This is a genomic window from Mesorhizobium sp. A623 (assembly GCF_054489405.1).
This window is the reverse complement of the sequence record NZ_JBTMXB010000003.1, coordinates 36,153-60,853: the sequence shown is the minus strand read 5'-3', so window position 1 is coordinate 60,853 and position 24,701 is coordinate 36,153. Positions and strand designations below refer to the sequence as shown.

Annotated in this window: 25 protein-coding genes; 21 read left to right on the top strand and 4 right to left on the bottom strand. The window is 61.2% G+C overall.

The genetic code is table 11. The features are described from left to right. Positions 1-55: 55 nt before the first annotated feature. Complete coding sequence (locus ACX3P1_RS04270; RefSeq protein ID WP_459078313.1) at positions 56-1,126, bottom strand: GGDEF domain-containing protein; 1,071 nt, start codon at positions 1,124-1,126, stop codon at positions 56-58. Positions 1,127-1,429: 303 nt separating this feature from the next. On the opposite strand from ACX3P1_RS04270, the gene ACX3P1_RS04265 reads away from it, so the two are divergent. Both ACX3P1_RS04265 and ACX3P1_RS04260 read left to right on the top strand, forming a co-directional pair. Further along, a complete protein-coding gene (locus ACX3P1_RS04265) occupies positions 1,430-1,849 on the top strand; it encodes a GFA family protein (RefSeq protein ID WP_459078312.1) in 420 nt (139 codons plus the stop codon). A gap of 77 nt (positions 1,850-1,926) precedes the next feature. Further along, on the top strand, positions 1,927-2,286 hold the full coding sequence (locus tag ACX3P1_RS04260) for a diacylglycerol kinase (protein WP_459078311.1): 360 nt from the start codon (positions 1,927-1,929) through the stop codon (positions 2,284-2,286). Positions 2,287-2,292: 6 nt separating this feature from the next. Here the strand turns inward: ACX3P1_RS04260 and ACX3P1_RS04255 are convergent, their stop codons facing one another. Beyond that, entirely contained in the window at positions 2,293-2,709 is a 417-nt protein-coding gene (locus tag ACX3P1_RS04255) for a VOC family protein (protein WP_459078310.1), read from the bottom strand. Positions 2,710-2,861: 152 nt separating this feature from the next. On the opposite strand from ACX3P1_RS04255, the gene ACX3P1_RS04250 reads away from it, so the two are divergent. The 6 genes from ACX3P1_RS04250 (at position 2,862) to lpxK (ending at position 8,444) form a co-directional block, all read left to right on the top strand. After that, complete coding sequence (locus ACX3P1_RS04250; protein WP_459078309.1) at positions 2,862-4,205, top strand: TldD/PmbA family protein; 1,344 nt, start codon at positions 2,862-2,864, stop codon at positions 4,203-4,205. Then, entirely contained in the window at positions 4,192-4,998 is an 807-nt protein-coding gene (locus tag ACX3P1_RS04245; RefSeq protein ID WP_459078308.1) for a 3'(2'),5'-bisphosphate nucleotidase CysQ, read from the top strand. Before ACX3P1_RS04250 ends, ACX3P1_RS04245 begins: the two co-directional genes overlap by 14 nt. Before the next feature lie 68 nt (positions 4,999-5,066). Then, the gene (locus tag ACX3P1_RS04240; RefSeq protein ID WP_459078307.1) at positions 5,067-5,312 is read left to right on the top strand and encodes a DUF4170 domain-containing protein; all 246 of its coding nucleotides are present in this window, start codon (positions 5,067-5,069) and stop codon (positions 5,310-5,312) included. 14 nt (positions 5,313-5,326) lie between these two features. Next, positions 5,327-6,103: a lysophospholipid acyltransferase family protein gene (locus ACX3P1_RS04235; RefSeq protein WP_459078557.1), complete on the top strand. Its 777-nt coding sequence runs from the start codon at positions 5,327-5,329 to the stop codon at positions 6,101-6,103. After that, on the top strand, positions 6,100-7,416 hold the full coding sequence (waaA, locus tag ACX3P1_RS04230; protein ID WP_459078306.1) for a lipid IV(A) 3-deoxy-D-manno-octulosonic acid transferase: 1,317 nt from the start codon (positions 6,100-6,102) through the stop codon (positions 7,414-7,416). The genes ACX3P1_RS04235 and waaA overlap by 4 nt, the downstream gene beginning before the upstream one ends. Before the next feature lie 2 nt (positions 7,417-7,418). After that, positions 7,419-8,444 (top strand): tetraacyldisaccharide 4'-kinase, encoded by a 1,026-nt coding sequence (lpxK, locus tag ACX3P1_RS04225; RefSeq protein WP_459078305.1) that lies wholly within the window; start codon positions 7,419-7,421, stop codon positions 8,442-8,444. A 2-nt stretch (positions 8,445-8,446) separates the two neighbouring features. Here the strand turns inward: lpxK and ACX3P1_RS04220 are convergent, their stop codons facing one another. After that, a complete protein-coding gene (locus ACX3P1_RS04220; RefSeq protein WP_459078304.1) occupies positions 8,447-8,680 on the bottom strand; it encodes a DUF2093 domain-containing protein in 234 nt (77 codons plus the stop codon). Between the two features lie 224 nt (positions 8,681-8,904). Here ACX3P1_RS04220 and ACX3P1_RS04215 point away from each other — a divergent pair, with 224 nt between their 5' ends. Next, positions 8,905-9,759 carry a DMT family transporter gene (locus ACX3P1_RS04215; protein ID WP_459078556.1) on the top strand — a complete coding sequence of 285 codons (855 nt, stop codon included), beginning with the start codon at positions 8,905-8,907 and terminating at the stop codon, positions 9,757-9,759. A 67-nt stretch (positions 9,760-9,826) separates the two neighbouring features. Here ACX3P1_RS04215 and mutL read toward each other — a convergent pair whose 3' ends face one another. Further along, positions 9,827-11,653 carry a DNA mismatch repair endonuclease MutL gene (gene mutL, locus ACX3P1_RS04210; RefSeq protein WP_459078303.1) on the bottom strand — a complete coding sequence of 609 codons (1,827 nt, stop codon included), beginning with the start codon at positions 11,651-11,653 and terminating at the stop codon, positions 9,827-9,829. A gap of 164 nt (positions 11,654-11,817) precedes the next feature. Here mutL and ACX3P1_RS04205 point away from each other — a divergent pair, with 164 nt between their 5' ends. From ACX3P1_RS04205 to lipA, 12 genes are all read left to right on the top strand, one after another. Beyond that, positions 11,818-13,002 carry a glycine C-acetyltransferase gene (locus tag ACX3P1_RS04205; RefSeq protein ID WP_459078555.1) on the top strand — a complete coding sequence of 395 codons (1,185 nt, stop codon included), beginning with the start codon at positions 11,818-11,820 and terminating at the stop codon, positions 13,000-13,002. Continuing rightward, positions 13,002-14,036 (top strand): L-threonine 3-dehydrogenase, encoded by a 1,035-nt coding sequence (gene tdh / locus ACX3P1_RS04200; protein WP_459078302.1) that lies wholly within the window; start codon positions 13,002-13,004, stop codon positions 14,034-14,036. The genes ACX3P1_RS04205 and tdh overlap by 1 nt, the downstream gene beginning before the upstream one ends. Positions 14,037-14,083: 47 nt before the next feature. Continuing rightward, the gene (locus tag ACX3P1_RS04195; RefSeq protein WP_459078301.1) at positions 14,084-14,971 is read left to right on the top strand and encodes a VOC family protein; all 888 of its coding nucleotides are present in this window, start codon (positions 14,084-14,086) and stop codon (positions 14,969-14,971) included. Next, on the top strand, positions 14,968-15,801 hold the full coding sequence (gene kdsA, locus ACX3P1_RS04190) for a 3-deoxy-8-phosphooctulonate synthase (RefSeq protein ID WP_459078300.1): 834 nt from the start codon (positions 14,968-14,970) through the stop codon (positions 15,799-15,801). Before ACX3P1_RS04195 ends, kdsA begins: the two co-directional genes overlap by 4 nt. Before the next feature lie 216 nt (positions 15,802-16,017). Beyond that, positions 16,018-17,292: a phosphopyruvate hydratase gene (gene eno, locus ACX3P1_RS04185; RefSeq protein WP_459078299.1), complete on the top strand. Its 1,275-nt coding sequence runs from the start codon at positions 16,018-16,020 to the stop codon at positions 17,290-17,292. Between the two features lie 129 nt (positions 17,293-17,421). Then, positions 17,422-17,745: an FtsB family cell division protein gene (locus ACX3P1_RS04180; protein WP_459078298.1), complete on the top strand. Its 324-nt coding sequence runs from the start codon at positions 17,422-17,424 to the stop codon at positions 17,743-17,745. Positions 17,746-17,917: 172 nt separating this feature from the next. Further along, positions 17,918-18,952, top strand: a complete 1,035-nt coding sequence (gene pdhA / locus ACX3P1_RS04175; protein WP_459078297.1) for a pyruvate dehydrogenase (acetyl-transferring) E1 component subunit alpha — start codon at positions 17,918-17,920, stop codon at positions 18,950-18,952. A 13-nt stretch (positions 18,953-18,965) separates the two neighbouring features. Continuing rightward, the gene (locus ACX3P1_RS04170; RefSeq protein WP_459078296.1) at positions 18,966-20,348 is read left to right on the top strand and encodes a pyruvate dehydrogenase complex E1 component subunit beta; all 1,383 of its coding nucleotides are present in this window, start codon (positions 18,966-18,968) and stop codon (positions 20,346-20,348) included. Between the two features lie 18 nt (positions 20,349-20,366). Beyond that, entirely contained in the window at positions 20,367-21,728 is a 1,362-nt protein-coding gene (locus tag ACX3P1_RS04165; RefSeq protein WP_459078295.1) for a pyruvate dehydrogenase complex dihydrolipoamide acetyltransferase, read from the top strand. Between the two features lie 80 nt (positions 21,729-21,808). Beyond that, positions 21,809-23,254: a dihydrolipoyl dehydrogenase gene (lpdA, locus tag ACX3P1_RS04160; RefSeq protein ID WP_459078294.1), complete on the top strand. Its 1,446-nt coding sequence runs from the start codon at positions 21,809-21,811 to the stop codon at positions 23,252-23,254. A gap of 78 nt (positions 23,255-23,332) precedes the next feature. Further along, positions 23,333-23,590 (top strand): GlsB/YeaQ/YmgE family stress response membrane protein, encoded by a 258-nt coding sequence (locus tag ACX3P1_RS04155; RefSeq protein ID WP_459078293.1) that lies wholly within the window; start codon positions 23,333-23,335, stop codon positions 23,588-23,590. A 136-nt stretch (positions 23,591-23,726) separates the two neighbouring features. Further along, positions 23,727-24,692 (top strand): lipoyl synthase, encoded by a 966-nt coding sequence (lipA, locus tag ACX3P1_RS04150; protein WP_459078292.1) that lies wholly within the window; start codon positions 23,727-23,729, stop codon positions 24,690-24,692. The last annotated feature ends 9 nt before the right edge of the window (positions 24,693-24,701 follow it).

Below are 24,701 nucleotides of genomic sequence, written 5' to 3'. Positions count from 1 at the left end.
TTAAAAAAACCGCCGGCGAAATCCGGCGGTTTTTTTGTCTCCCGCTGAGAGAGGCTCAATCTTTCTGATAGAGCAGCCAGTTCTTCACGGAGCGCCCTGCCATCGACGAATATTTCGTCACTTGATTGCGGCCGCTGACTTTCGAGCGGTAAAGCGCGCGGTCGGCCTTGGTGTAGAGATCTTCGGCACTTTCGGCTTCCGATGCCATGCAGATGCCCATCGACACGGTAACGGCGCCGTAATTCGCACCGGTCTGGCTGCTGGCAAACGGCGTCTGCTCGATCAGGACGCGAATGCGCTCGGCAATCTCGTAGGTGCTGTCCTCGCTTGCGCCCTCGACGATCAGTGCAAATTCCTCGCCGCCGGTGCGCGACACGAACACGCCGTCGCGAACCCCCGTCTGGAAGATGTCGGCGATGTTCTGAATGATCTTGTCGCCTACGGGATGGCCGAAACGGTCATTGATGCTCTTGAACCTGTCGATGTCGGCAAGGATCAAGGCATTGAATAGGATGCCCCGGTTGCTGTTATAGATTTTGGCGATTTCCTTGTCGAAGGCGCGCCGGTTGCTGATGTGGGTAAGGGGATCGGTGTCGGCCAGCCGCTTGTATTCTTCCAGCTTGGTCTTGACGCTTTCTAGCTCCGCCGTCTTTTCGCTCAACGTTACCGCAACCTGCTTGCCGTGATCGATTGTCGAGGTGGTTGCGGCGGACATGGCGCCGACGATCTTGTGCAGGAGTTCGCTCGAAATCAGGTTGCGGTTGCCAAGCCCGGTCGACGTTTCATGGAGGATTCGGCCGTATTTCTCGACATGGTTGCGCTCGCTGCGCAGCAATGCGGCGATATCCTCCAGTTCCCTGGCGACCGCATCGCGAGCCTGCTCGACGATGCCATGGGCGTGGTTCTGCGTAAAGAACCTGTGCCCTATACGGTCGAGTTCTTCTTGCGTCGGCCGCTGGCCTAGCGACAGCACGGCCAGGCGCAGTTCGTCGTTGGAACCAGCGAGGGCTTCGTAGAAGATTTCATAATTGCGCGGTAGCCCCAGGATGCCCAACTGGCGCATGGTCGCCACGACGGTAGCTGCTATATCGGTCGCTCGTTCGGCTTGAGCAAATACCGGCTGCATCCCACTCCACCCCTATTATACGCGCACCGCTTTGCGTTGCTTCGATCGCCGTCCGGGGAGTGCGCATGGCACATGGCCCAATCGACATGAAGGCGCGGACCCCAATCCCTCCGACCTCCATGCCGATATAGTAAATTCAACGCTGCTAAAGTTTCCTTAATTGCTGACCGGGGAGCATTCCGCCGCGTAGAGGAATTGCTGCATGTGTAATGGCGAAGGCGTGCATGTCGCATTTGCTTCACCCTGGCGGCCAAAGATGCGGGATGCTGCCTTGAAGGATTCTCAGGGGAGAGCGTGATTTTCATGAACACGACGCATACCGGATCATGCCTGTGCGGCGCCGTCCGCTTCACGACGCGGGGGCCGCTGCAGGGCGTGGTTTACTGCCATTGCTCGCAATGTAGGCGGCAGACCGGCCATTTTGTGGCTGCAACCAACGCCAAGGACTCCGACATCACCATTGAGGGCGTGGATAAGCTTGTCTGGTATGGAGCCTCCAGCGTAGCCAGACGCGGCTTCTGCGGCACCTGCGGTTCGGTGCTGTTCTGGAAGCATGACGAACTGGATACGATCTCGATCATGGCCGGATCATTCGACCGGCCGTCCGGCTTAACCGGCGAAAGCCACATCTTCGTGTGCGACAAGGGCGACTATTACGAAATCGAAGACAGCCTGCCGCAATTCTCAGAATCAGCGCCTTCGATCAAGGTTGCATCGGGCTGAAAGACATCGGATAAGCGCGTCGTTTCGTTGAACGGGCCGGGTGCGTATTTCCGGTTGCCGGTTCGAAAGGGGTACGCATGAAGCGGCTGCTCAGCGCATATTTAAATTCGGCCCGCGCATTTCGCCAGCTGGCAACGAGCGAAGCCGCTCTGCAGCAGGAACTGGTTGTCCTTGCGCTGGCTTTTCCGATCGGCTGGTTCGTCGCTTCGTCCTGGCAAGGCTATGTCCTGCTGATTATCGCCGTGCTTTTCCTGATCGTGGTCGAGGTGCTGAATACCGGCATCGAAGCGGCCTGCGACGCCGTCAGCCGCGATTTCAACGCCGATATTCAATTCGCCAAGGATTGTGGATCGCTGGCGGTTCTCATCTCGATCGTGATCGTTGCCGGAATCTGGGGCGTGGCGCTCATCGAGCGGGTTGCCGCGATGCTTGCCTGATCGCGTTCAGTGCGCGAAAACCTGCTCGAGCGAGCGGAATCCCTTGAATTCCAATGCGTTGCCCGATGGGTCGCGGATGAATAGCGTGGCCTGTTCGCCCGGTTCTCCCTTGAAACGCACCATCGGCCGCTCCAGCCAGTCGATGTCGGCGCGCGCTTCAAGGCGCTCAGCCAGTTTTTGCCACGCGTCCATCAACAGAACCGCTCCGAAATGGGGGATCGGCACCGCTACGCCGTCGACCTTGCCATCCTTGGCGGCGGCGACCGCTTGCGGTCGCAGATGGGCGGACATTTGATGCCCGAACAGGTCGAAATCCACCCAGGTCTGCGACGAGCGACCGATCGCACAGCCAAGCACATCGCCGTAGAAGGCGCGGGTCTGATCGAGATCGGTAACGGGAAAAGCAAGGTGGAAAGGCGTCATGGCGAGGTTTCCGACTGTTGTTTCTCAAACGGTTCATCGATGGCCGCAGCGGTCGGGCGGCAACGTTCTGCGTATCTCCCATTGCACAAGCCGGGCCGGAACAATAGATGGTGCGCAGGGCTTCATGCGCCGAAAATAGCAGGATTACGCCTATGACCAACACGCTGGATGCAGCGAAACTGACGGATCGCGTTTCGGCGTTGGTGGACGCGGCCAAGCGTGCCGGCGCCGACGCCGCCGATGCGGTTGCGGTGCTCGGCCGCTCGACGGGGGTTACTGTACGCCTTGGCAAGGTCGAGGCCACCGAAAGTTCCGAGAGCGAGGATGTGTCGCTTCGCGTATTCGTCGGGCAACGCGTCGCAAGCGTTTCGGCAACGGCGACGTCCGATCCGAAGACGCTGGCCGAGCGAGCCGTTGCGATGGCTCGGGTTTCGCCCGAAGATGCCTATCAGGGTCTTGCCGACCCGGCGCTTCTGGTCAGGCAACCGCGCGATCTCGACCTGTTCGACGGCACGGAAGTGTCGGCGCAACGATTGAAGGACGATGCGCTTGCCGCCGAGGAAGCGGCACTTGCCATCAAAGGCGTCACCAATTCGGGCGGAAGCGGCGCGAGCGCCGGTCTTGGCGGCCTGGTGCTTGCCACCTCGCACGGCTTTGTCGGCCAGTATGTCGCATCGCGCTTCTCGCGCTCGGCCAGCGTGATTGCGGGCCAGGGTACCGGCATGGAACGCGACTACGATTATTCTTCGCACCAGCATTTTACCGATCTGGAAGCGCCTGAACTCATTGGCCGCAAGGCCGGCGAACGGGCCGTGCGGCGCCTGGGAGCGCGCAAGGCGGCGACCGGTCCGGTCGATGTCGTCTTCGACCCCCGCGTGGCTCGCGGCATTGCCGGTCATCTGGCAGGCGCGATCAACGGCGCATCCGTCGCGCGAAAGACCAGCTTTTTGCGTGATATGATGGGCAAGCAGGTCACGGCGGCGGCAATCACAGTCAGCGACGAGCCGCTGCGCCGGCGCGGCCAGGCATCGCGACCCTTCGACGGCGAGGGCGTCGAAGGCGAAAAGCTGCTCATGGTGGAAAAGGGCATCCTGAACCATTGGTTCCTGTCCACATCGGCTGCACGGGAACTCGGACTGGCAACCAATGGCCGCGGTTCGCGCGGTGGATCGTCGGTGTCGCCGTCCTCGACGAATTTTGCCATCGAAGCCGGCGACAAGACCCCGGAAGAATTGATCGGATCGCTCAAATCCGGTTTCTATGTAACCGAGGTGTTCGGACAGGGCGTCAACATGATTACCGGCGAATATAGCCGTGGCGCTTCCGGGTTCTGGATCGAGAACGGCGCGCTTGCCTATCCCGTCTCCGAAGTGACCATCGCCTCCAACCTGAAGACGATGTTCCTTGGCATGGTTGCCGCCAATGACCTCGACCGTGGCTTTGGAACCGCCTCGCCGACGCTTCTTGTCGAAGGAATGACCCTTGCGGGAAGTTGAAGAAAGCAGTTTACCCGACGTTGCAGACGATCTCGCGCTGCTTCTGGATGCCGCGCGTCAGGCGGGCACTATCGCCATGGGCTATTTCGGCAACAGCCCGGAAGTGTGGATGAAGGGCGGCACGTCTCCTGTTAGCGAAGCCGACTACGCAGCCGACAAATATTTGCGCGAAACCCTGCTTGCGGCACGCCCGGACTATGGATGGCTGTCGGAAGAGACAGCGGACGACCTCGCCAGGCTTTCCGCGCGCCGCACGTTTGTCGTCGACCCCATCGATGGCACGCGGGGCTTCCTGCAAGGCCTCGATACATGGTGCGTCAGCGTTGCCGTGGTCGAGCAGGGCAAGTCGCTTGTCGGCGTGCTGGAGTGCCCGGCCAAACAGGAAACCTACCGGGCGGTACGGGGAGAGGGCGCGTTCCTCAACGACCGTCCCATCCGTGTCAATCGGCCCGGCCAAATGTTGAAAATGGCCGGCCCCAAGGCGATGATCGACCTTCTTTCGCCGGGTTGGCAGGAACGGCTGACGCGGATACCGCATATCCCATCGCTTGCCTATCGGCTGGCCATGGTTGCCAGCGGCACGCTGGATGCAACCTTTGTCAAGCCGAACGCTCACGATTGGGACATTGCCGCTGCCGACCTTATCTTGCGAGAAGCGGGCGGCGAACTGATCGGTCGGGACGGCCAGGCGCCCAATTATGGCGGCGAAGCGATCCGCCACGGTGCGCTTGCCGCAGGCAGCGGCGAACTGTTTGCCGCTCTCGCCGATATAGTCGCGACGCTTGACCGCTAGGAAGCGGTTTTCAAGGCGTCTGCTTTGCTCTAGACACAGCGCTAATCACGGAGCGTGAAGGACCCGACATGGCTGGCAATGGCGAAAAGAAGCAGTTGCTTCATCTGGTTTTCGGCGGAGAGCTGACAAATGTGGGCGGAACTGAATTCCGCGACCTCAATGCGCTCGACATCGTCGGTATCTACCCGGACTATGACACGGCGCAGACGGCATGGAGGGCAAAGGCCCAGGCCAGCGTGGATGATGCCCATATGCGCTATTTCGTCGTTCACCTGCACCGGCTTCTTGATCCCGACGGCAAGGCCGACGCGTGACGACGGACCAGTGCATATCGGCAGTGCGAGCGGCTACGCCCCCATCTGACAAGAAGCGCGGCGGAAAGGCGAAAGGGCTGTGGCGCAAGATACGCCAGCCCTTGGCGAAATCGCGGTTCGTCAAAGGTGCCATCGCCAGCCTTTTCGCGACCGGCCTGCGGTTCGTGCGCCTGACCAACCCGCTGGTCGAAGGCTCGGCGAAAATCCTTGGTGATTCGTATTCCGATATCGAGCCGGTGATCGTTGCCCTCTGGCATGGCCAGCATCTGCTGGCTCCAGCTTTCTACCCGCGTGGAAGCGGCCTGGCCGCAATGGTATCGCGTAGCGCCGATGCGGAACTCAATGCGGCGGTACTCGCAAAATTCGGTATCGAGAGCGTTCGCGGTTCAGGCGGGCGCGAGGCCGCGCACAATACCGACAAGGGCGGCGCAAAGGCCCTGATCGCCTTGAAAAAGACCCTGAAGGCAGGCACCAATGTGTGCATGATCGCCGACATCCCACACGGTACGCCCCGCGATTCCGGCATGGGCATCATCCTGCTGGCGAAATTGTCCGGTCGGCCCATACTGCCGGTTGCCTTCACCACCAGCCGCCGCAAGGTGCTGGAGAAAAGCTGGGACAAGACCACGATAAACCTGCCTTTCGGACATGGGTCGACAGTGGTCGGTGCGCCCGTCTTCGTTCCTTCGGACGCCGACGGCGCCGAAATGGAGCGCAAGCGGCAGGAACTCACCATCGCCCTCAACGCGGCGACGGCGGAAGCCTATCGCCTGGTGGATGACCGGCGATGAGCGAGCGCTGGGCGCGCACCGTATTGATGCTGTACCGCTGCGCCGGTGCCGCCGCCTATCCGGTCATGGGATCCTATGTGGCGTGGCGCGCGGCCAGGGGCAAGGAAGAGCGCAGCCGCAGCCGCGAGCGCTATGGCATCACCACGCGCGAGCGGCCGCAAGGCCCGCTCATCTGGGTTCACGCCGCAAGCGTGGGCGAAACCATCGCCGTGGTGCGGCTGGTGGAGAGCATTCTCGACTACGGCATCCATATCGTTCTCACCACCGGCACGGTGACATCCGCCAAGGTTGCCGAAGAACGGCTTGGCCAGAGGATCATTCACCAATATGTTCCGCTCGACCTGAAACCGGCCGTCAGCCGCTTCCTGAATCACTGGCGGCCCGACCTCGCGATTATCGCCGAGTCGGAAATCTGGCCGATGACCATTCTGGAACTGGGTGCCCGCCATGTGCCGCAGGTACTCGTCAATGGCCGGCTTTCCGACCGTTCCTTCGCCTCGTGGAAGAAGCGCGCCAATATCGCGGCGGCGCTGTTCGAAAACCTCGCCCATGTCGTTGCCCAATCCGAGATCGACAGCGAACGTTTCAAGGAACTGGGCGCGAGGCCGGTAACGGTTTCGGGAAATCTCAAGGTCGATACCAGCCCGCCGCCAGTCGATGACAAGGCGCTGCACGCGCTGAAGCATCAGATCGCTGCGCGCCCGACCTGGGCTGCCGTGTCGACGCATGAGGGCGAGGAAATCGTGGCGGCCGAGGTCCACGTGACCCTGGCAGCGCGCCATCCGGGATTGCTGACGATCATCGTGCCGCGTCATCCCGACCGGGCGCAGGCGCTTGGCGAGCAATTTGCCGGGATGGGGTTGAAGGTGGCGCGGCGCAGCGCAGGCGACAAGATCACGCCCGACATCGATATTCTGCTCGGCGATACGATAGGCGAAATGGGCCTTTACCTTCGGCTCACGGAGATCGCCTTTGTCGGCCGGTCGCTTACCTCCGAGGGTGGGCAGAACCCACTTGAACCGGCAATGCTCGACACCGCCGTTCTTGCCGGCCGCAACGTCCAGAATTTCCGCGATTCCTATCAGCGCCTGATCGACAAGGGCGGCGCCAAGCTGGTGCGCGACCGCACCATGCTGGCGGGGGCCGTTAATTTCCTGCTGACCAATGAGGGCGCGCGCCATGACATGATGGCTGCGGGTGCGGCGGCGGTTGAGGAAATGCGCGGTGCGCTCGCCTGTACGCTAAAATCGCTCGAGCCGTTTATCCAGCCTCTCGTTTTGAAGGCGCGCCTGAAGGGCGCGAACGGCAGGTAGGCGTGGTTTCGGAAGCCCCTCCGTTCTGGTGGGAAAAGCCCGACTGGCGCGCCCGCGCATTGTGGCCGCTTTCGATGCTGTACGGGGCGGTTGCCGGCCACCGCATGAAGGCGGGCCCCCGCGAAAAAATTGGCGCGCCGGTGCTGTGCGTCGGCAACCTGACAGTTGGCGGCACCGGCAAGACGCCTGTGGCGATTGCGTTGGCGAAACGCGCACGTCGCATGAACCTCAAGCCGGGCTTTCTGTCACGCGGTCATGGCGGCAGCTTTGGCGAGCCGCACATCGTGGACGCGGCACATGACAGCGCCAGGCATGTCGGCGACGAACCGCTGCTGCTTGCAGCCCATGCGCCGGTCGCCGTCACGCCCAACAGGGCGGCGGGGGCTCGCCTGCTTCTGGAAAAGCAGGGTTGCGATTTCCTCATCATGGACGACGGCTTCCAGAGTGCGCGGATCCATATCGATTATGCGCTGGTGGTGGTCGATGCCCGCTACGGCCTGGGCAACGGGCATGTCATCCCGGGCGGCCCGCTCCGGGCCAGCGTTTCGAACCAGCTTCTGTTCACCGATGCGGTTCTGAAAATGGGGGACGGGCAAGCGGCCGATGCGCTGGTGCGCCGGGCGGCGCGTGGCGGGAAGCCGATTTTCGAGGCTCGCACCAGACCGCTTGGCAAGAAGGCATTTGCCGGAAAAAGGCTGCTCGCTTTTGCCGGCATCGGCCATCCGGAAAAATTCTTCGCTACCCTGGCGGAAGCCGGCGGTATCGTTGAACAGACGCGCTTCTTCCCGGACCACCATTTCTATCTCGAGGATGAACTGGCGGATCTGGAGGAGGAAACGAAAAAGACCGGTCTCGAACTTGTCACGACGGCAAAGGATGCCGTGCGCCTGCATCACGACGCCCCGCAGGGTTTTATAGATCGACTCGCCGTCATGGAGATCGAAACCTTGTTCGACCCGGAACAGGCGCCCGAAAGGATCATCGGCGAGACGCTCGATGCCTGGCAGCGCCGCCGGCTGGCGGGCTGAAGTCAGTGGCGGCTACGCAATTCCGGGTGGCTGGCTAGCTCTCGCTCAAGTGCTGCTGTCGCGGTAGCATAGGGTTCCTGCCGCGCCACGCTCCAGTATTTCAGCTCGTCAAGCGGGATGGATTCACCGGTTACCGCGCAGCGGACGAACGCGCCGGCGCTGATGACCTGGAAATCGCCATCTAGATAGCGGACGCGGGCTTCCTTGCTGCCGGGGCCTTCGAAACGGTTCATCATTGTGCCATACCTGACGTTATCGGTGTGTCATCACCATAAACCCACTCCAGGTCAAGCATCACGATTTTTGCGGCATGGTGATAATTTGCCTCGGGCAGGCAGCATGGCGTCGAAGTCTTCCGCCCGGAATCGGGTGTCTGCCAAGCTGGAAAGGCGATAACACCGAAGTCCTTGCGTAGGAGAGACCTGTGAACCCCACCCTGAGCGCCGCAAAAAAGCTTCCGATGGACATGGTCGCGTTCATTGCCGTGTTCGTCACCGTGGTGGGCTGGGCGTCGTCGTTTCCGGCGATTCGTGCGGGGCTTCATGCCTTTGGGCCTATCGAACTGGGTTCGCTGCGTTTCACCATCGCGGCGGTGCCGGCAGCGGTCTTTCTGGCACTCAAGCGGCCGCCCATGCCCCGGCCCGGCGAATGGTGGCGCTTTGCCTGCGGCGGCATTGTCTTCGTCGCGCTCTATACCGTCATGCTCAATATCGGCGAGCAGACCGTGTCGGCGGGGGCCGCCAGCTTCATCATCAATGTCGCGCCGATCCTGACTGCGATCATGGCCATGCCGCTGCTTGGCGAGCGCTTTTCGGTGCTGGCCTGGATCGGCACGTTCCTGTCTTTTGTCGGTATCGGCATCATTGCGCTTGGCGAAGGGCAGGGCCTGGTCCTCGATCACGGCGCGGTGCTGATTCTCGGCTCCGCCTTTTGCACGGCGGTCAATACGATCGTGCAGAAACCGCTTTTCGCGCGCCATCAGCCGCTCACCGTAGCCGCCGGCAACATGGTGATCGGAGCACTCTGTCTTTCGCCGTTCCTGGCGAGCGGGCTTGCGCAGGCTGCCGTCGCAAAAACCGCTGACCTGGCGGCCGTGCTTTATCTGGGCATCGTGCCGAGCTTGATCGCCTATGCGACCTGGGCCATAGCCCTGTCACGGCTGCCGGCCGGGCGCGCCTCGAACTTTCTCTACTGCGTGCCGCCGGTGGCGACGCTCATCGGCTTCGTCTGGCTGGGCGAGGTGCCGACGGCACTGGGCATCGTCGGCGGCGTTCTGGCGCTGGGCGGCGTCGTGGTGGTCAATCTGAAGCGGTGAGCCGCTCTATCTTCTTGTTTGGGCATCGGATTTTCCGAAAACCGGTCCCACTTTTCGGTCCGATACTCTAACGCCGCCCGAACAGGCGCTCTATGTCCGCCAGCTTCAACTCGATGTAGGTTGGACGGCCGTGGTTGCAGGTGCCGGACCCCGGCGTTGCTTCCATCTGGCGCAGCAGGGCGTTCATCTCATCGGGCTTGAGCAGGCGACCCGAGCGCACGGAACCGTGACAGGCCATGGTCGAGGCGATGCGGTCCAGCCGCTCGGTTAGCGTATCCGTCGTGTCGTTGTCGGCGATTTCGTCGGCAAGATCGCGGACCAGTTGCTGGACGTTGGTTTCGCCCAGCATCGACGGCGTTTCGCGCACGGCGACCGCTCCCGGCCCAAAACGCTCAAGGCGAAGCCCGAACCGGGCCAGCGTTTCCGAATGCACGGCCAGCCGCTCGGCATCGTCTTCCGGCAGGTCGACGATTTCCGGCAGCAGCAACATCTGCGACGGCACCGGGCGTGCGTAAAGCGCGTTTTTCAAAGCCTCATAGACCAGTCGCTCATGCGCGGCATGTTGGTCGACGATAATCAGTGAATCGTTGGTCTGGGCGACGATATAGTTCTCGTGCACCTGCGCGCGCGCCGCCCCTAACTCCTTGGAGAGCAAGGCTTCCGCCGGCTCGCTCAGGCCGGCGCGGCTATCCGCGCTGAAGGCCGACTGGAGGTTTTCTCCAAATCCCGGTTCCAGGGGACGGTGCGGTGAAGAGGATAAATCGAAGCCGGAAGAACCGGATGCCCTCTGCGCTGCTCCATAGCTGCGATGGTCGGCAGCGGCGGCTGGATGCGCGTAAGGTGCCGCACCCTGCCGAAACGCGGCCATCATGCCGGCAGCGCCCGTTGTGGCGGCGCGGATGCCAGCCCCTTCAAGCGCTTGCCGGATAGAGCCCACGATCAGTCCGCGAACCAGTCCGGGATCGCGGAAACGCACATCCGCCTTGGCCGGGTGGACATTGACGTCGACCGTCCCCGGATCAAGGGTCAGGAACAGGACCGTCACCGCGTTTCGGTCGCGCGGCAACACGTCCGCAAACGCGCCGCGAATGGCGCCCGCGATCAGCTTGTCGCGTACTGGGCGGCCGTTGACATAGGCATATTGCTGCAAGGCGTTGGCGCGACTGAAGGAGGGAATGGAGACGTAGCCGGTCAGCCGGACACCCTCGCGCATCGCATCGATGAGAATTGAATTTTCGGGAAAGTCCTTGCCCATCACCTGCGCGATGCGCCGCAATTGTCCCTCCGGCGTGGCGTCGGTCACCGGCAGTTCGAGCGTCGAACGGTCCGGTCCCGCCAGCGTGAAACGCACCGAAGGGAAAGCGATGGCAATGCGCTTGACCACGTCGCCGGTGGCCGTGCTTTCGGCCCGCTCGCCCTTCATGAATTTCAGCCGGGCGGGCGTGGCGAAGAACAGGTCGCGTACCTCGACCGTGGTGCCCCGATTGGCGGCTGCCGGCCGGATCGGCAGGATGTGGCCGCCTTCGATGCCGATTTCGGCGGCATTCTCGCTCGATGCCGTCCGCGACCGGATGGACAGCTTTGCGATCGACCCGATCGACGGCAGCGCCTCGCCACGAAAGCCCAGCGAGCGGATATCGTGGATGTCGTTTGAAAGTTTGGAGGTGCAGTGACGGGCAATTGCCAGCGCCAGTTCGCCCTGCGAAATACCCGCGCCATCATCCGTGACGCGGATGAGCGACAAGCCGCCGCCTGCGGTGGCGATGTCGACCCGGCTCGCGCCTGCGTCCAGCGCGTTCTCGACCAGTTCCTTGACGACGCTGGCAGGTCTTTCAATGACCTCGCCGGCCGCGATCTGGTTGATCATCGTTTCGGAAAGCTGGTGAATTGGCATAAGTGGATTATAGGCAGATTCGCCCAGAGACGATACAAGCCGAATAATTCTGGTGGCCGAAACCATGCCAATCCCCGCACGATAGGCAGACATCGGGCTTGCATCGTTTTACGGTGGATTTTTCGCTGGAGCAGCGCAACAGTTTCCAGACCAAAAGGGCGGCCATGACCACGACATTTCTTTCCCATCTTGAAAGCGAACTGGACGGCTTGAAAGCGGCTGGCCTCTATAAGGCAGAGCGCGTGATTACTTCCACGCAAAGCGCCGAGATCGAAGTCGGCGGCGACAAGGTGCTGAACTTCTGCGCCAATAATTATCTCGGCCTTGCCGACAATGCGGAACTGCGCAACGCGGCGAAAAAGGCGCTCGACCGCTATGGCTACGGCATGGCGTCCGTGCGCTTCATCTGCGGTACGCAAGAAGAACACAAGCAGTTGGAGGCGCGGATTTCCAGCTTCCTCGGCCTGGAAGACACAATCCTCTACGGCTCGTGCTTCGACGCCAATGGCGGCCTGTTCGAAACGCTGCTCGGGGAAGAGGACGCGGTCATCTCCGACGCGCTCAACCACGCCTCGATCATCGATGGCGTGCGGCTTTCGAAGGCAAAGCGTTTTCGCTATGCGAACAACGACATGGCCGCGTTGGAAGAAGAGTTGAAGAAGGCCGATGGAAGCCGCTTCAAGCTTATCGCCACGGATGGCGTGTTCTCCATGGACGGCATCATCGCCGATCTGGGTGGTGTCTGCGACCTTGCCGAAAAATACGGCGCCATGGTGATGGTGGACGACAGCCATGCGGTCGGCTTTGTCGGCAAGCACGGGCGCGGTTCGGCCGAGCATTGCGGTGTCGAGGGCAGGGTGGACATCGTTACCGGTACGCTCGGCAAGGCTCTCGGCGGCGCTTCCGGCGGCTACACGTCGGGCAAGCGACCGGTCGTCGACTGGCTGCGCCAGCGTTCGCGCCCGTATTTGTTTTCAAATACGCTGATGCCGGCGATTGCCGCCGCTTCGCTCCAGGTATTCGACATCATCGACAATGGCGATGCGCTTCGCCGCCATCTCTATGCCAATGCGAAGCAGTTTCGCGACGGCATGACCAAGCTTGGTTTCACGCTGGCTGGATCCGATCACCCGATCATTCCCGTCATGCTGGGCGATGCGGCGCTGGCGCAGGAAATGGCGTCGCGGATGTTGAAGCGCGGCATCTACGTTATCGGCTTTGCTTTCCCGGTCGTGCCGAAAGGCCAGGCGCGCATTCGCACGCAGATGTCCGCCGCGCACTCGACGGTCGACATCGACCGCGCGGTGGAAGCGTTCGGCGAAGTCGGCCGTGAACTGGGGGTGATCTGATGTCGAACATGATGCGCGCGCTCGTCAAGGCCAAGGCCGAGCCGGGCATATGGATGGAACAGGTGCCGATCCCGGAAATCGGCCCCAACGATGTGCTGATCAAGATCAAGAAGACCGCCATCTGCGGCACCGATGTCCATATCTACAACTGGGACCAGTGGGCGCAAAAGACCGTTCCCGTGCCGATGGTGACCGGCCATGAATTCGTCGGCACGGTCGCGGACTTTGGTGCTGCCGTGACCGAATACAAGGTCGGCCAGCGGGTTTCGGGCGAGGGGCATATCGTTTGCGGCCATTGCCGCAACTGCCGGGCGGGCAGGGGGCACCTGTGCCGCAATACGCTGGGCGTCGGCGTCAACCGGCCTGGCGCGTTCGGCGAATACCTGTCCATTCCCCAGCACAATGTGGTGCCGATCCCGGACGACGTGCCGGATGAGATCGCCGCGATTTTCGATCCGCTCGGCAATGCGGTTCATACCGCCCTGTCGTTCGACCTCGTCGGCGAGGACGTTCTGGTCACCGGTGCCGGACCGATCGGCATCATGGGCGCGCTGGTGGCGCAATGCGTCGGTGCGCGCAAAGTGGTTATCACCGATATCAATCCGGTGCGGCTGGCGCTGGCGAAAAAACTCGGCGTCCAGCATGTGGTGGACGCTTCGAAGGAAAAACTCCGGGAGGTGATGCCCAGTCTCGGCATGACGGAAGGGTTCGATGTCGGCCTGGAAATGTCGGGCGCGGCACCCGCTTTCCGCGACATGATCGACACGATGAACAATGGCGGCAAGATCGCCATTCTCGGCATCGCGCCGACCGGGTTCGAGATCGACTGGAACAAGGTCATCTTCAAGATGCTGACATTGAAGGGTATCTACGGCCGCGAGATGTTCGAAACCTGGTACAAGATGATTGCGTTGGTGCAGGGGCCGCTTGACGTAAGCGGTCTGATAACGCACCGCATCGGCATCGATGACTACATTTCAGGCTTCGAGGCGATGAAGAGCGGCAGTTCCGGAAAAGTGGTGATGGATTGGTGAGGGCCCGCCCTTGATAGGATGCGCGGTTTGATGCACACGGCATGCCGATGACCCAGATCTTGCCCGAGTTTCCTCATCCGCTCGACCATCTCGTGCTACCGACGGCGGACCTTGCGGTCGCCCGCACGCGGCTGACAGCACTTGGCTTTACCGTTGCGCCGCGCGGCATCCACCCCTTCGGCACCGAAAATTGCTGCGTCTATTTTTCGGGCGGGACTTTTATGGAGCCGCTCGCGGTCGGCGATGCGGACGCGGCGAGGATCGCGATTGGCAAAGGCAACGTCTTCGTGGCACGGGATCGCACCTATCGTGATTGCCTGGGCGATGAAGGTTTTTCGGCCGTGGTGTTCGGCACGGCTAATGCCGACGCCGACCATGCACGTTACGTCGCGGCGGGCGTTTCGGCCGGCGACCGGCTCGATTTCTCACGCCCGTTCGTCGATACGTCCGGGAAAAGCGACATGGCATCTTTCCGGCTGGCATTCGCCACCGCCAAGGCTGCGCCCGAATCCTTCCTGTTCTCCTGCGAGCGCGTCAACGCGCCGAATGTGGATCGTTCCGCGCTTCAAGCCCATGCCAACGGCGTCAGCGGCATCGCCGAGATTGTGGCGGTCAGCCTCGATCCTGCCGGGCAACGCGACCTGCTGCGCATAGCCGCCGGCGCCGATGACGGGGTTCCCGGAAATACGCTGGACCTGCCCAACGCGACGCTCACCGTGCTTGATGGTGACGCTTTCGAGAAACGCTTCGGTGTTGCGCCCAATGCGGCTTCCAATTTGCGCTTCGCGGCGGTCGTATTTTCCGTCGACAGCCTGGAAGCCGTCGGCGAACTGCTTGCGGCCAACGCTGTCGCGCACCATTTGCGCGGTGACGCCATCGTCGTTTCGCCAGTGCCAGGACAGGGCGCAATTTTCGTTTTCAGAGAGATCGCATGACCAAGCCAAACGCATCCGTGACAGCCGGCAAGGTTGTTTTCGACAATCATGGGCCATTGTCGCTGATCGCCGGTCCGTGCCAGCTGGAATCGCGCCAGCACGCCTTCGACATGGCTGGCGCGCTGAAGGAGATATGCACGAAGCTTGGTATCGGCCTCGTCTACAAGAGCAGTTACGACAAGGCCAACCGTACGTCGCTTGGCGGCACACGTGGAGCCGGGCTCGATGCCGCGTTGCCGGTGTTCGACGATTTGCGCCGGGAGTTCTCGCTGCCGGTTTTGACCGACGTTCACACTGAAGAGCAATGCGCCATCGTCGCGTCGCATGTCGATATCCTGCAAATCCCGGCCTTCCTGTCGCGCCAGACCGATCTTTTGATCGCGGCGGCGAAAACCGGCAAGATCGTCAACGTCAAGAAGGGCCAGTTCCTGGCGCCCTGGGACATGAAGAACGTCGTGGCCAAGATCACCGGTTCCGGCAACGCCAATGTGCTAGTCACCGAACGCGGCGCTTCCTTCGGCTATAACACGCTGGTTTCCGATATGCGCTCCTTGCCGATCATGGCCGAGATGGGCGCGCCGGTCATCTTCGATGCCACCCATTCCGTGCAGCAGCCGGGCGGGCAGGGCGGCTCGACGGGTGGCGAGCGCCGCTTTGTCGAAACGCTGGCGCGCGCGGCGGTCGCTGTCGGTGTCGCCGGCGTCTTCATCGAAACGCATCAGGACCCCGACAACGCGCCCTCCGATGGCCCGAACATGGTGCCTCTGAAGGATTTGTCGGCGCTGCTTGAACGGCTGATGGCGTTCGACCGCATCGCCAAGTCGGCATAAGGCGCTTTGCCTTTTGCCGTGCATTGGCTACGAGCCAGTTTGCAAACTCTACCCAGCCGGTCATCTGACGCAGTTTTCTGCGCTTCCGATGCTCACGTACTGTAGTACGCTCCGCTCCGGTTCTCGAAAACCACGCCATATGCCTCGACTGGACGAGTTATCAAACAGTCTCTAAGACGTTTCGCAAACTTCCGATCCGCAAAATAGGGACGTACAATGACCGCTATCATCGACATCGTCGGCCGTGAAATCCTCGACAGCCGCGGCAATCCGACCGTCGAGGTCGATGTCTTCCTCGAAGACGGTTCGATGGGCCGCGCTGCTGTTCCCTCCGGCGCGTCCACCGGCGCACATGAGGCGGTCGAGTTGCGTGACGGCGGCGCGCGCTATCTCGGCAAGGGCGTCGAGCGTGCGGTCGAGGCGGTCAACGGCGAATTGTTCGAGGCCATTGGCGGCATGGAAGCCGAAAACCAGATCCATATCGACCAGACTATGAGAGAACTGGACGGCACGCCCAACAAGAGCAGGCTCGGCGCCAATGCGATCCTCGGTGTGTCGCTGGCGGTAGCCAAGGCTGCGGCGGACGCTGCCGGCCTGCCGCTCTACCGCTATGTCGGCGGGGCGAATTCGCATGTCCTGCCGGTGCCGATGATGAACATCATCAATGGCGGCATGCATGCCGACAATCCCATCGATTTCCAGGAGTTCATGGTGCTTCCGGTCGGCGCTTCGTCGATCCGCGAGGCGGTGCGCTGGGGCTCGGAAATTTTCCATACGCTGAAGAAGCGGTTGAAGGATGCCGGCCACAACACCAATGTCGGCGACGAGGGCGGCTTTGCGCCGAATTTGAAGAGCGCGCAGGCAGCGCTTGATTTCATAATGGAATCCATTGAGCAGGCCGGCTTCAAGCCGGGCGAGGAAGTGGCGCTTGGCCTCGACTGCGCCGCGACCGAATTCTTCAAGGACGGCAATTACGTCTATGAAGGCGAGCGCAAGACGCGCGACCCCAAGGTCCAGGCCAAATATCTGGCCAAGCTTGCCGCCGACTACCCGATCATCACGATCGAGGACGGCATGGCTGAGGACGACTGGGAAGGCTGGAAGCACCTCACCGACCTGTGCGGCAAGAAGGTTCAACTTGTCGGCGACGATCTGTTCGTCACCAATACGGCGCGCCTGAGGGACGGCATCCGCATGGGCGTCGCCAATTCCATCCTTGTCAAGGTCAACCAGGTCGGCTCGCTGAGCGAGACGCTCGATGCGGTCGAAACCGCGCACAAGGCCGGCTACACGGCAGTGATGTCGCATCGCTCCGGCGAGACGGAAGATTCCACCATTGCCGACCTCGCGGTCGCTACCAATTGCGGGCAGATCAAGACCGGTTCGCTGGCGCGCTCGGACCGCACCGCGAAATACAACCAGTTGATCCGCATCGAGCAGGAACTCGGCAAGCAGGCGCGCTATGCAGGCAAGTCCATCCTCAAAGCATAGGCTTTGAAGCAATCGGCATGAAAAGGCGGGGAATTCCTCGCCTTTTTCGTTGCTCGCCCTGCCGCAACGGCGCTCCGTAACCGTCCATTAAGCACAATCGGCGACAAGGAACGGATAAGGATTCGGGCCATGTGGACACGTCAGCACAAGCAGAGAAACACCGGGCGGCTGATCATCCCCCTGCTTTGCGCGGTGTTCGTTGCCTATTTCGGCTACCATGCGTATCATGGTGAATTCGGCATCACCTCAAGATCCCGCCTTCAGGCTGAAACGGCGGGGCTTCAGGCGCAACTCGATGCCGTCAAAACGCGGCGCATCGATCTGGAGCGACGCGTCCGGCTCTTGCATGATGGTACGATCGAGAAGGATATGCTGGACGAGCAGGCGCGCAGCGCTCTCAATTTGTCTCGCGAGGACGAGATCACCATCATGTTGCCTTCCGCATCGAATTAACCTGAATCCGGTTAATCATCGATATTCTCAACGATTTTAATTGCTTAGACGCATGCCAGCCATGCGTTTTTCCACATGGCGAAAGCTGGATTTGCGTGTTAGCCTTTTCCCTACCGGTTGGGAGAACGGTCTCCCTCAATGTCCGTAAAGAGACGCCATCAGGGAGTGATGCATGGCTACCGCCGCCAAGAAAGCGCCTGCCAAATCCAGCAGCAAATCGCCGGGTCTTTCCACGCCCAAGCCCGCGGAATTCTCCAAGGACGATGAACTCGCCGCCTATCGGCATATGCTGCTCATCCGCCGCTTCGAGGAAAAGGCCGGCCAGTTGTACGGCATGGGCTTCATCGGCGGCTTCTGCCATCTCTATATAGGCCAGGAAGCCGTCGTTACCGGCATGCGGATGGCTCTGATCGAAGGCGATCAGATGATTACGGCCTACCGCGATCATGCCCATATGCTGGCGATGGAACTGTCACCGCGCGGCATCATGGCCGAATTGACCGGGCGCCGAAGCGGCCTTTCCCATGGCAAGGGCGGCTCCATGCACATGTTCTCCAAGGAAAAGCATTTCTACGGCGGTCACGGCATCGTCGGGGCGCAGGTGTCGCTTGGTACCGGGCTAGCCTTCGCCAATCGCTATCGCGGCAACAAGAATGTGTCGCTGACCTATTTCGGCGACGGGGCGGCCAATCAGGGGCAGGTCTACGAGAGCTTCAACATGGCCTCGCTATGGAAGCTGCCGGTGATCTACATCATCGAAAACAACCGCTACGCCATGGGCACAGCCGTGACCCGCTCGTCGGCGGAAACGAATTTCTCGCATCGCGGCGCTTCCTTCCGCATTCCCGGCATCCAGGTCGACGGCATGGATGTGCGGGCGGTGAAATCCGCCGCCGACATGGCGACCGAATGGTGCCGTTCGGGCAATGGCCCCATCATTCTCGAGATGGAAACCTACCGCTACCGCGGCCACTCCATGTCCGATCCCGCAAAATACCGCACCAAGGAAGAAGTGCAGAAAATGCGCTCCGACCATGATCCGATCGAGCAGGTCAAGGCGCGGCTGATCGGCAAGAAGTGGGCCAGCGAAGACGAACTCAAGACCATCGACAAGGAAGTTCGCGACATCGTCGCCGATGCGGCCGAGTTCGCGCAAGCCGATCCAGAGCCGGATGCGTCCGAACTCTGGACCGATATCGTACTTTGAGGGGGAACAGGACATGCCCATCGAAATTCTCATGCCCGCCCTCTCGCCAACTATGGAAGAGGGCAACCTTTCAAAATGGCTGAAAAACGAAGGCGACAAGGTCGCTGCTGGAGATATTCTGGCTGAAATCGAGACCGACAAGGCGACGATGGAAGTCGAAGCGATCGATGAGGGCACGATCGGAAAAATCCTGATCGCGGCCGGCACCGAAGGCGTCAAGGTCAATACGCCGATTGCGGTGCTGTTGCAGGATGGCGAAAGCGCCGGCGATTTGGACAAGGCAGCCGCGCCTGCGAAGGCCGAAGCGCCCGCGTCGGAGGAAAAAACGCCGGACACCAAGGCGGCAGCCGCACCCGTCGCCGCCGCGCCGAAGATGGAGATTGCCGCCGATCCCGACATTCCCGCCGGCACCGAAATGGTATCGACGACGGTGCGTGAAGCGCTGCGTGACGCGATGGCAGAAGAAATGCGGCGCGACCCGGACGTGTTCGTCATGGGTGAGGAAGTCGCCGAGTACCAGGGCGCTTACAAGATTACCCAGGGCCTGCTGCAGGAATTTGGCGACCGGCGCGTCGTCGATACGCCGATCACCGAGCACGGCTTTACCGGCGTCGGCGTAGGTGCTGCCATGGCCGGCCTGAAGCCGATCGTGGAATTCATGACCTTCAACTTCGCCATGCAGGCGATCGACCAGATCGTCAACTCGGCCGCCAAGACGCTTTACATGTCGGGCGGCCAGATGGGCGCGCCGATCGTGTTTCGTGGCCCGAACGGGGCCGCCGCGCGCGTCGGTGCCCAGCATTCGCAATGCTATGCCGCCTGGTACAGCCATATTCCCGGCCTGAAAGTGGTGATGCCCTACACGGCAGCCGACGCCAAGGGCCTGCTCAAGGCGGCGATCCGCGATCCGAACCCGGTGATCTTCCTCGAAAACGAAATCCTGTATGGACAGCATTTCGACGTGCCGAAGCTTGATGATTTCGTCCTGCCCATCGGCAAGGCGCGCATCCACAAGCAGGGCAAGGACGTCACCATCGTCTCCTTCGGCATCGGCATGAGCTATGTCGTGAAGGCGGAAGCCGAACTGGCCGCACTGGGCATCGATGCCGAGATCATCGATCTGCGGACGATCCGTCCGCTCGACCTGGACACCATTCTTGCCTCGGTGAAGAAGACCAACCGCCTGGTCGTCGTGGAAGAAGGCTTTCCGCAATCCTCGGTCGGCGATCACATCGCCAGCCAGATCATGCAGCGCGCTTTCGATTTCCTGGACGCGCCGGTCATCACGATTGCCGGCAAGGACGTTCCGATGCCCTATGCGGCCAATCTGGAAAAGCTGGCACTGCCCAATGTCGGCGAAGTCGTCGAGGCGGTCAAAGCCGTCACGTATCGCTGAGCGCCGGGGGAGGACAACATGCCGATCAACATTACCATGCCGGCCCTTTCGCCCACGATGGAAGAGGGCAATCTCGCCAAATGGCTCGTGAAAGAGGGCGACAAGGTTTCGCCGGGCGATGTCATCGCCGAGATCGAGACTGATAAGGCGACCATGGAAGTGGAAGCCGTGGATGAAGGCACCGTTGCCAAGCTGGTCGTTCCGGCTGGTACGGAAGGCGTCAAGGTCAACGCGTTGATCGCAATTCTGGCGGCCGAGGGCGAGGATGCCGGCGCTGCCGCGAAGAGCGGTGGTGACGCTGCACCAGCGAAGGCAGAAGCGCCGAAGGAGGAAACTCCGAAGGCGGACACACCCAAGGCTGAAGCGTCAAAACCGGAAGCTGCACCCGCTCCCGTAGCTGCTGCCAAGGCCAGCGAGCCGTCCAGCGGCAACCGCAGCTTCGCGTCGCCTTTGGCGCGGCGGATTGCCAAGGATGCCGGCGTCGATGTGTCGGCGGTGATTGGCACCGGGCCGCATGGCCGTGTCGTCAAGGCCGATGTGGAGGCAGCGATTGCCGGCGGCGGCGCAACAAAAGCTGCACCTGCTGCAAGAACGGCACCCGCAAGTGCTGCAGCACCCGCATCCAAGGCCATGTCCGACGAGCAGGTGCTAAAACTGTTCGACAAGGATTCCTACGAACTCGTCCCGCACGACAACATGCGCAAGACGATTGCGCGGCGTCTGGTCGAAGCGAAAAGCACCATCCCGCATTTCTACCTGACGCTCGATTGCGAACTCGACGCCCTCCTGGCGCTGCGCTCGCAACTGAACGCGGCGGCTCCCGTCAAGAAGACGGAAAAGGGCGAGATTCCCGCCTACAAACTGTCCGTCAACGATATGATCATCAAGGCCATGGGCCTGGCGCTCAAGGCCGTGCCGGATGCGAATGCGTCCTGGACCGATACGGCGATGGTCAAGCACAAGCACGCCGATGTCGGCGTCGCCGTGTCCATCCCCGGCGGGCTGATCACGCCGATCATTCGCAGGGCCGAGGAAAAGACGCTGTCGGTCATCTCTAACGAGATGAAGGATCTGGCCGCCCGCGCCCGGACGCGCAAGCTCAAGCCGGAAGAATACCAGGGCGGCACCACGGCGGTGTCGAATTTGGGCATGTTCGGCATCAAGGACTTTGCGGCCGTCATCAACCCGCCGCATGCGACCATCCTGGCGGTCGGGGCAGGTGAGGCTCGGCCGGTGGTGAAGGATGGCGAGATCAAGGTCGCGACCGTCATGTCGGTGACGCTGTCGACCGACCATCGCGCTGTCGACGGTGCGCTCGGGGCCGAACTGCTGGTGGCGTTCAAGCGGTTGATCGAAAGCCCGATGAGCATGCTGGTTTAGCATCGGCTTATGAAAGCATTCCCTTGCTGCGGTTACGCTGACTTGTGACTGCGACGCGGGGCGTAACGGGAGAAAATACCGTGGCTGAGAATTACGACGTCATCATCATCGGCTCCGGCCCCGGCGGCTATGTCACGGCCGTTCGCGCAGCGCAGCTTGGCTTCAAGACAGCCATCGTCGAACGCGAGCATCTGGGCGGCATCTGCCTGAACTGGGGCTGTATCCCGACGAAGGCGCTGCTGCGCTCGGCCGAAATCATGCATTACGCCGACAATCTGAAGGATTACGGCCTGAAGATCGACGGCAAGGTCACCGCCGACACGGCAGCCATCGTAGATCGCTCGCGAAAGGTTTCGCTGCGGCTGAACGGCGGCGTCGGATTCCTGATGAAGAAGAACAAGGTCGACGTGATCTGGGGCGAAGCCAAGTTTACCAAGCCAGGTGAAATTGTCGTGTCCAAATCGGCCAAGAAGCCGATGGAGCCGCAGCCGCCAGCGCCGAAAGGCACGAAAGGCGAGGGCACCTACACCGCCAAGCACATCATCGTCGCGACCGGTGCGCGTCCGCGCGTGCTGCCCGGCATCGAGCCTGACGGCAAGCTGATCTGGACCTATTTCGAGGCGATGGTGCCGCCGGAAATGCCGAAATCGCTGCTGGTTATGGGATCGGGCGCTATCGGTATCGAATTCGCCTCATTCTACCGCACCATGGGCGTCGATGTGACCGTGGTGGAATTGATGTCTGCGGTCATGCCGATCGAGGATGCGGAAGTTTCGAAATTCGCGCAGAAGCAATTCGAGAAGCAGGGCATGAAGATCATCCTCGAAGCCAAGGTGACCAAGGTCGAGAAGGGCGCGAACTCGGTCACCGCGCATATCGAGATGAAGGACGGAAAGGTCGAGAAGATCACGGCCGACCGGATGATTTCCGCTGTCGGCGTCCAAGGCAATATCGAGAATCTCGGACTGGAAGCGCTTGGCGTGAAAACTGATCGCGGCTGCGTGGTGGTCGACGGTTTCGGCAAGACCAACGTTGCCGGCATCTATGCCATCGGCGACGTCGCCGGCCCACCGATGCTGGCGCACAAGGCCGAGCATGAAGGCGTCATCTGCATCGAGAAGATTGCAAATGTGCCGGGAGTGCACGGGATCGACAAATCGAAGATACCGGGCTGCACCTACTGCAACCCGCAGGTAGCGTCAGTCGGTTTGACGGAAGCAAAAGCGAAGGCCGAGGGGAAGGAAATTCGGGTCGGCCGCTTCCAGTTCGCCGCCAACGGCAAGGCGATCGCGCTTGGCGAAGATCAGGGTTTTATCAAGACAATCTTCGACAAGAAGACTGGTCAGTTGCTCGGCGCGCATATGGTCGGCGCGGAAGTGACCGAACTGATCCAGGGCTTCGTCGTGGCAATGAACCTCGAGACCACCGAAGAAGAACTGATGCATACCGTGTTCCCGCATCCGACGCTTTCGGAAATGATGAAGGAAAGCGTGCTCGACGCCTATGGGCGGGCGTTGAACGCATAGTGCGGGCCTTGCGGGAACCAAATCGCGGATTGGTGCGTTTCTGGATGCTTTTGTGTGCATCATATGAGGAGAGGGCGAATGGACGTAAACGGCGTAGGCTGGATAGGAGCTATTATAATTGGCGGTTTGGCCGGTTGGCTGGCCGAAATGTTTATGAAGAGCAATACGGGCGTCTTCATGAATATCATTCTGGGTATTATCGGCGCTGTGGTGCTCAACGCCATTTTGCAGGCGTTGAACTTCAGCAGCTTCGGTGTGGGCTGGCTGGCTTATCTGATTACGGGCTTTATCGGAGCCTGCATCCTGATTGCCGTTGGACGCATGATACGCCGTTAAACCGGCATACTACTCGCTATGCGAAAAAGGCTGTTGCGGCATGCGCCGCAGCGGCCTTTTTTCTTCTGCCGAAAAGCCTTAGATGTCTTTGTGAAAGCAGGAGCCACAGAGTGCCTGCGCATGAACTGGATTTCAGATGGTCACCGTTCTAGATTCGCTCGCCAACCCGCCCCGAGTACGGCATCCTGAAAAGGCCCATCGGCCCGATCAGGAAGTCTTGCGCAAACCCGACTGGATTCGGGTCCGGGCGCCGGTTTCCAAAGGCTATGCCGAGACGCGCGAGATCGTGAAATCGAACAAGCTGGTTACGGTGTGCGAAGAGGCCGGGTGCCCCAATATCGGTGAGTGCTGGGACAAGAAGCACGCAACCTTCATGATCATGGGCGAGATTTGCACGCGCGCTTGTGCTTTCTGCAACGTTGCCACCGGTATCCCCACCGCGCTCGACGCGGACGAGCCCGCGCGCGTGGCACATGCCGTCAAGCAGATGGGGCTGGCGCATGTCGTCATCACCTCCGTCGACCGCGACGATCTGGACGATGGCGGCGCGCAGCATTTTGCCGAGGTAATCCGCGCCATTCGCGCAGCCACGCCTTTGACCACGATTGAAATCCTGACGCCCGATTTCCTGCGCAAGGATGGCGCATTGGAGATCGTGGTTGCCGCCAAGCCGGATGTGTTCAACCACAATCTGGAAACCGTGCCGTCGAACTACCTGACCGTTCGGCCCGGCGCGCGCTATTTCCATTCGATCCGGCTGCTTCAGCGCGTGAAGGAACTGGACCCGACCATCTTCACTAAATCGGGCATCATGGTCGGCCTCGGCGAGGAACGGCACGAAGTCCTGCAATTGATGGACGATCTGCGTTCGGCAAACGTCGATTTCATGACCATCGGCCAGTATCTGCAGCCGTCGAAGAAGCATCACCCGGTGATCCGCTTCGTCACGCCGGAGGAGTTCACGTCCTTTGCCACCATCGGCAAGACCAAGGGCTTCCTGCTGGTGGCTTCAAGCCCGCTGACGCGGTCGTCGCATCATGCCGGCGATGACTTTGCCCGCTTGCGTGCGGCTCGCGAAGCATCCCTGAAGAAAATCGCATAAACGTCTGCC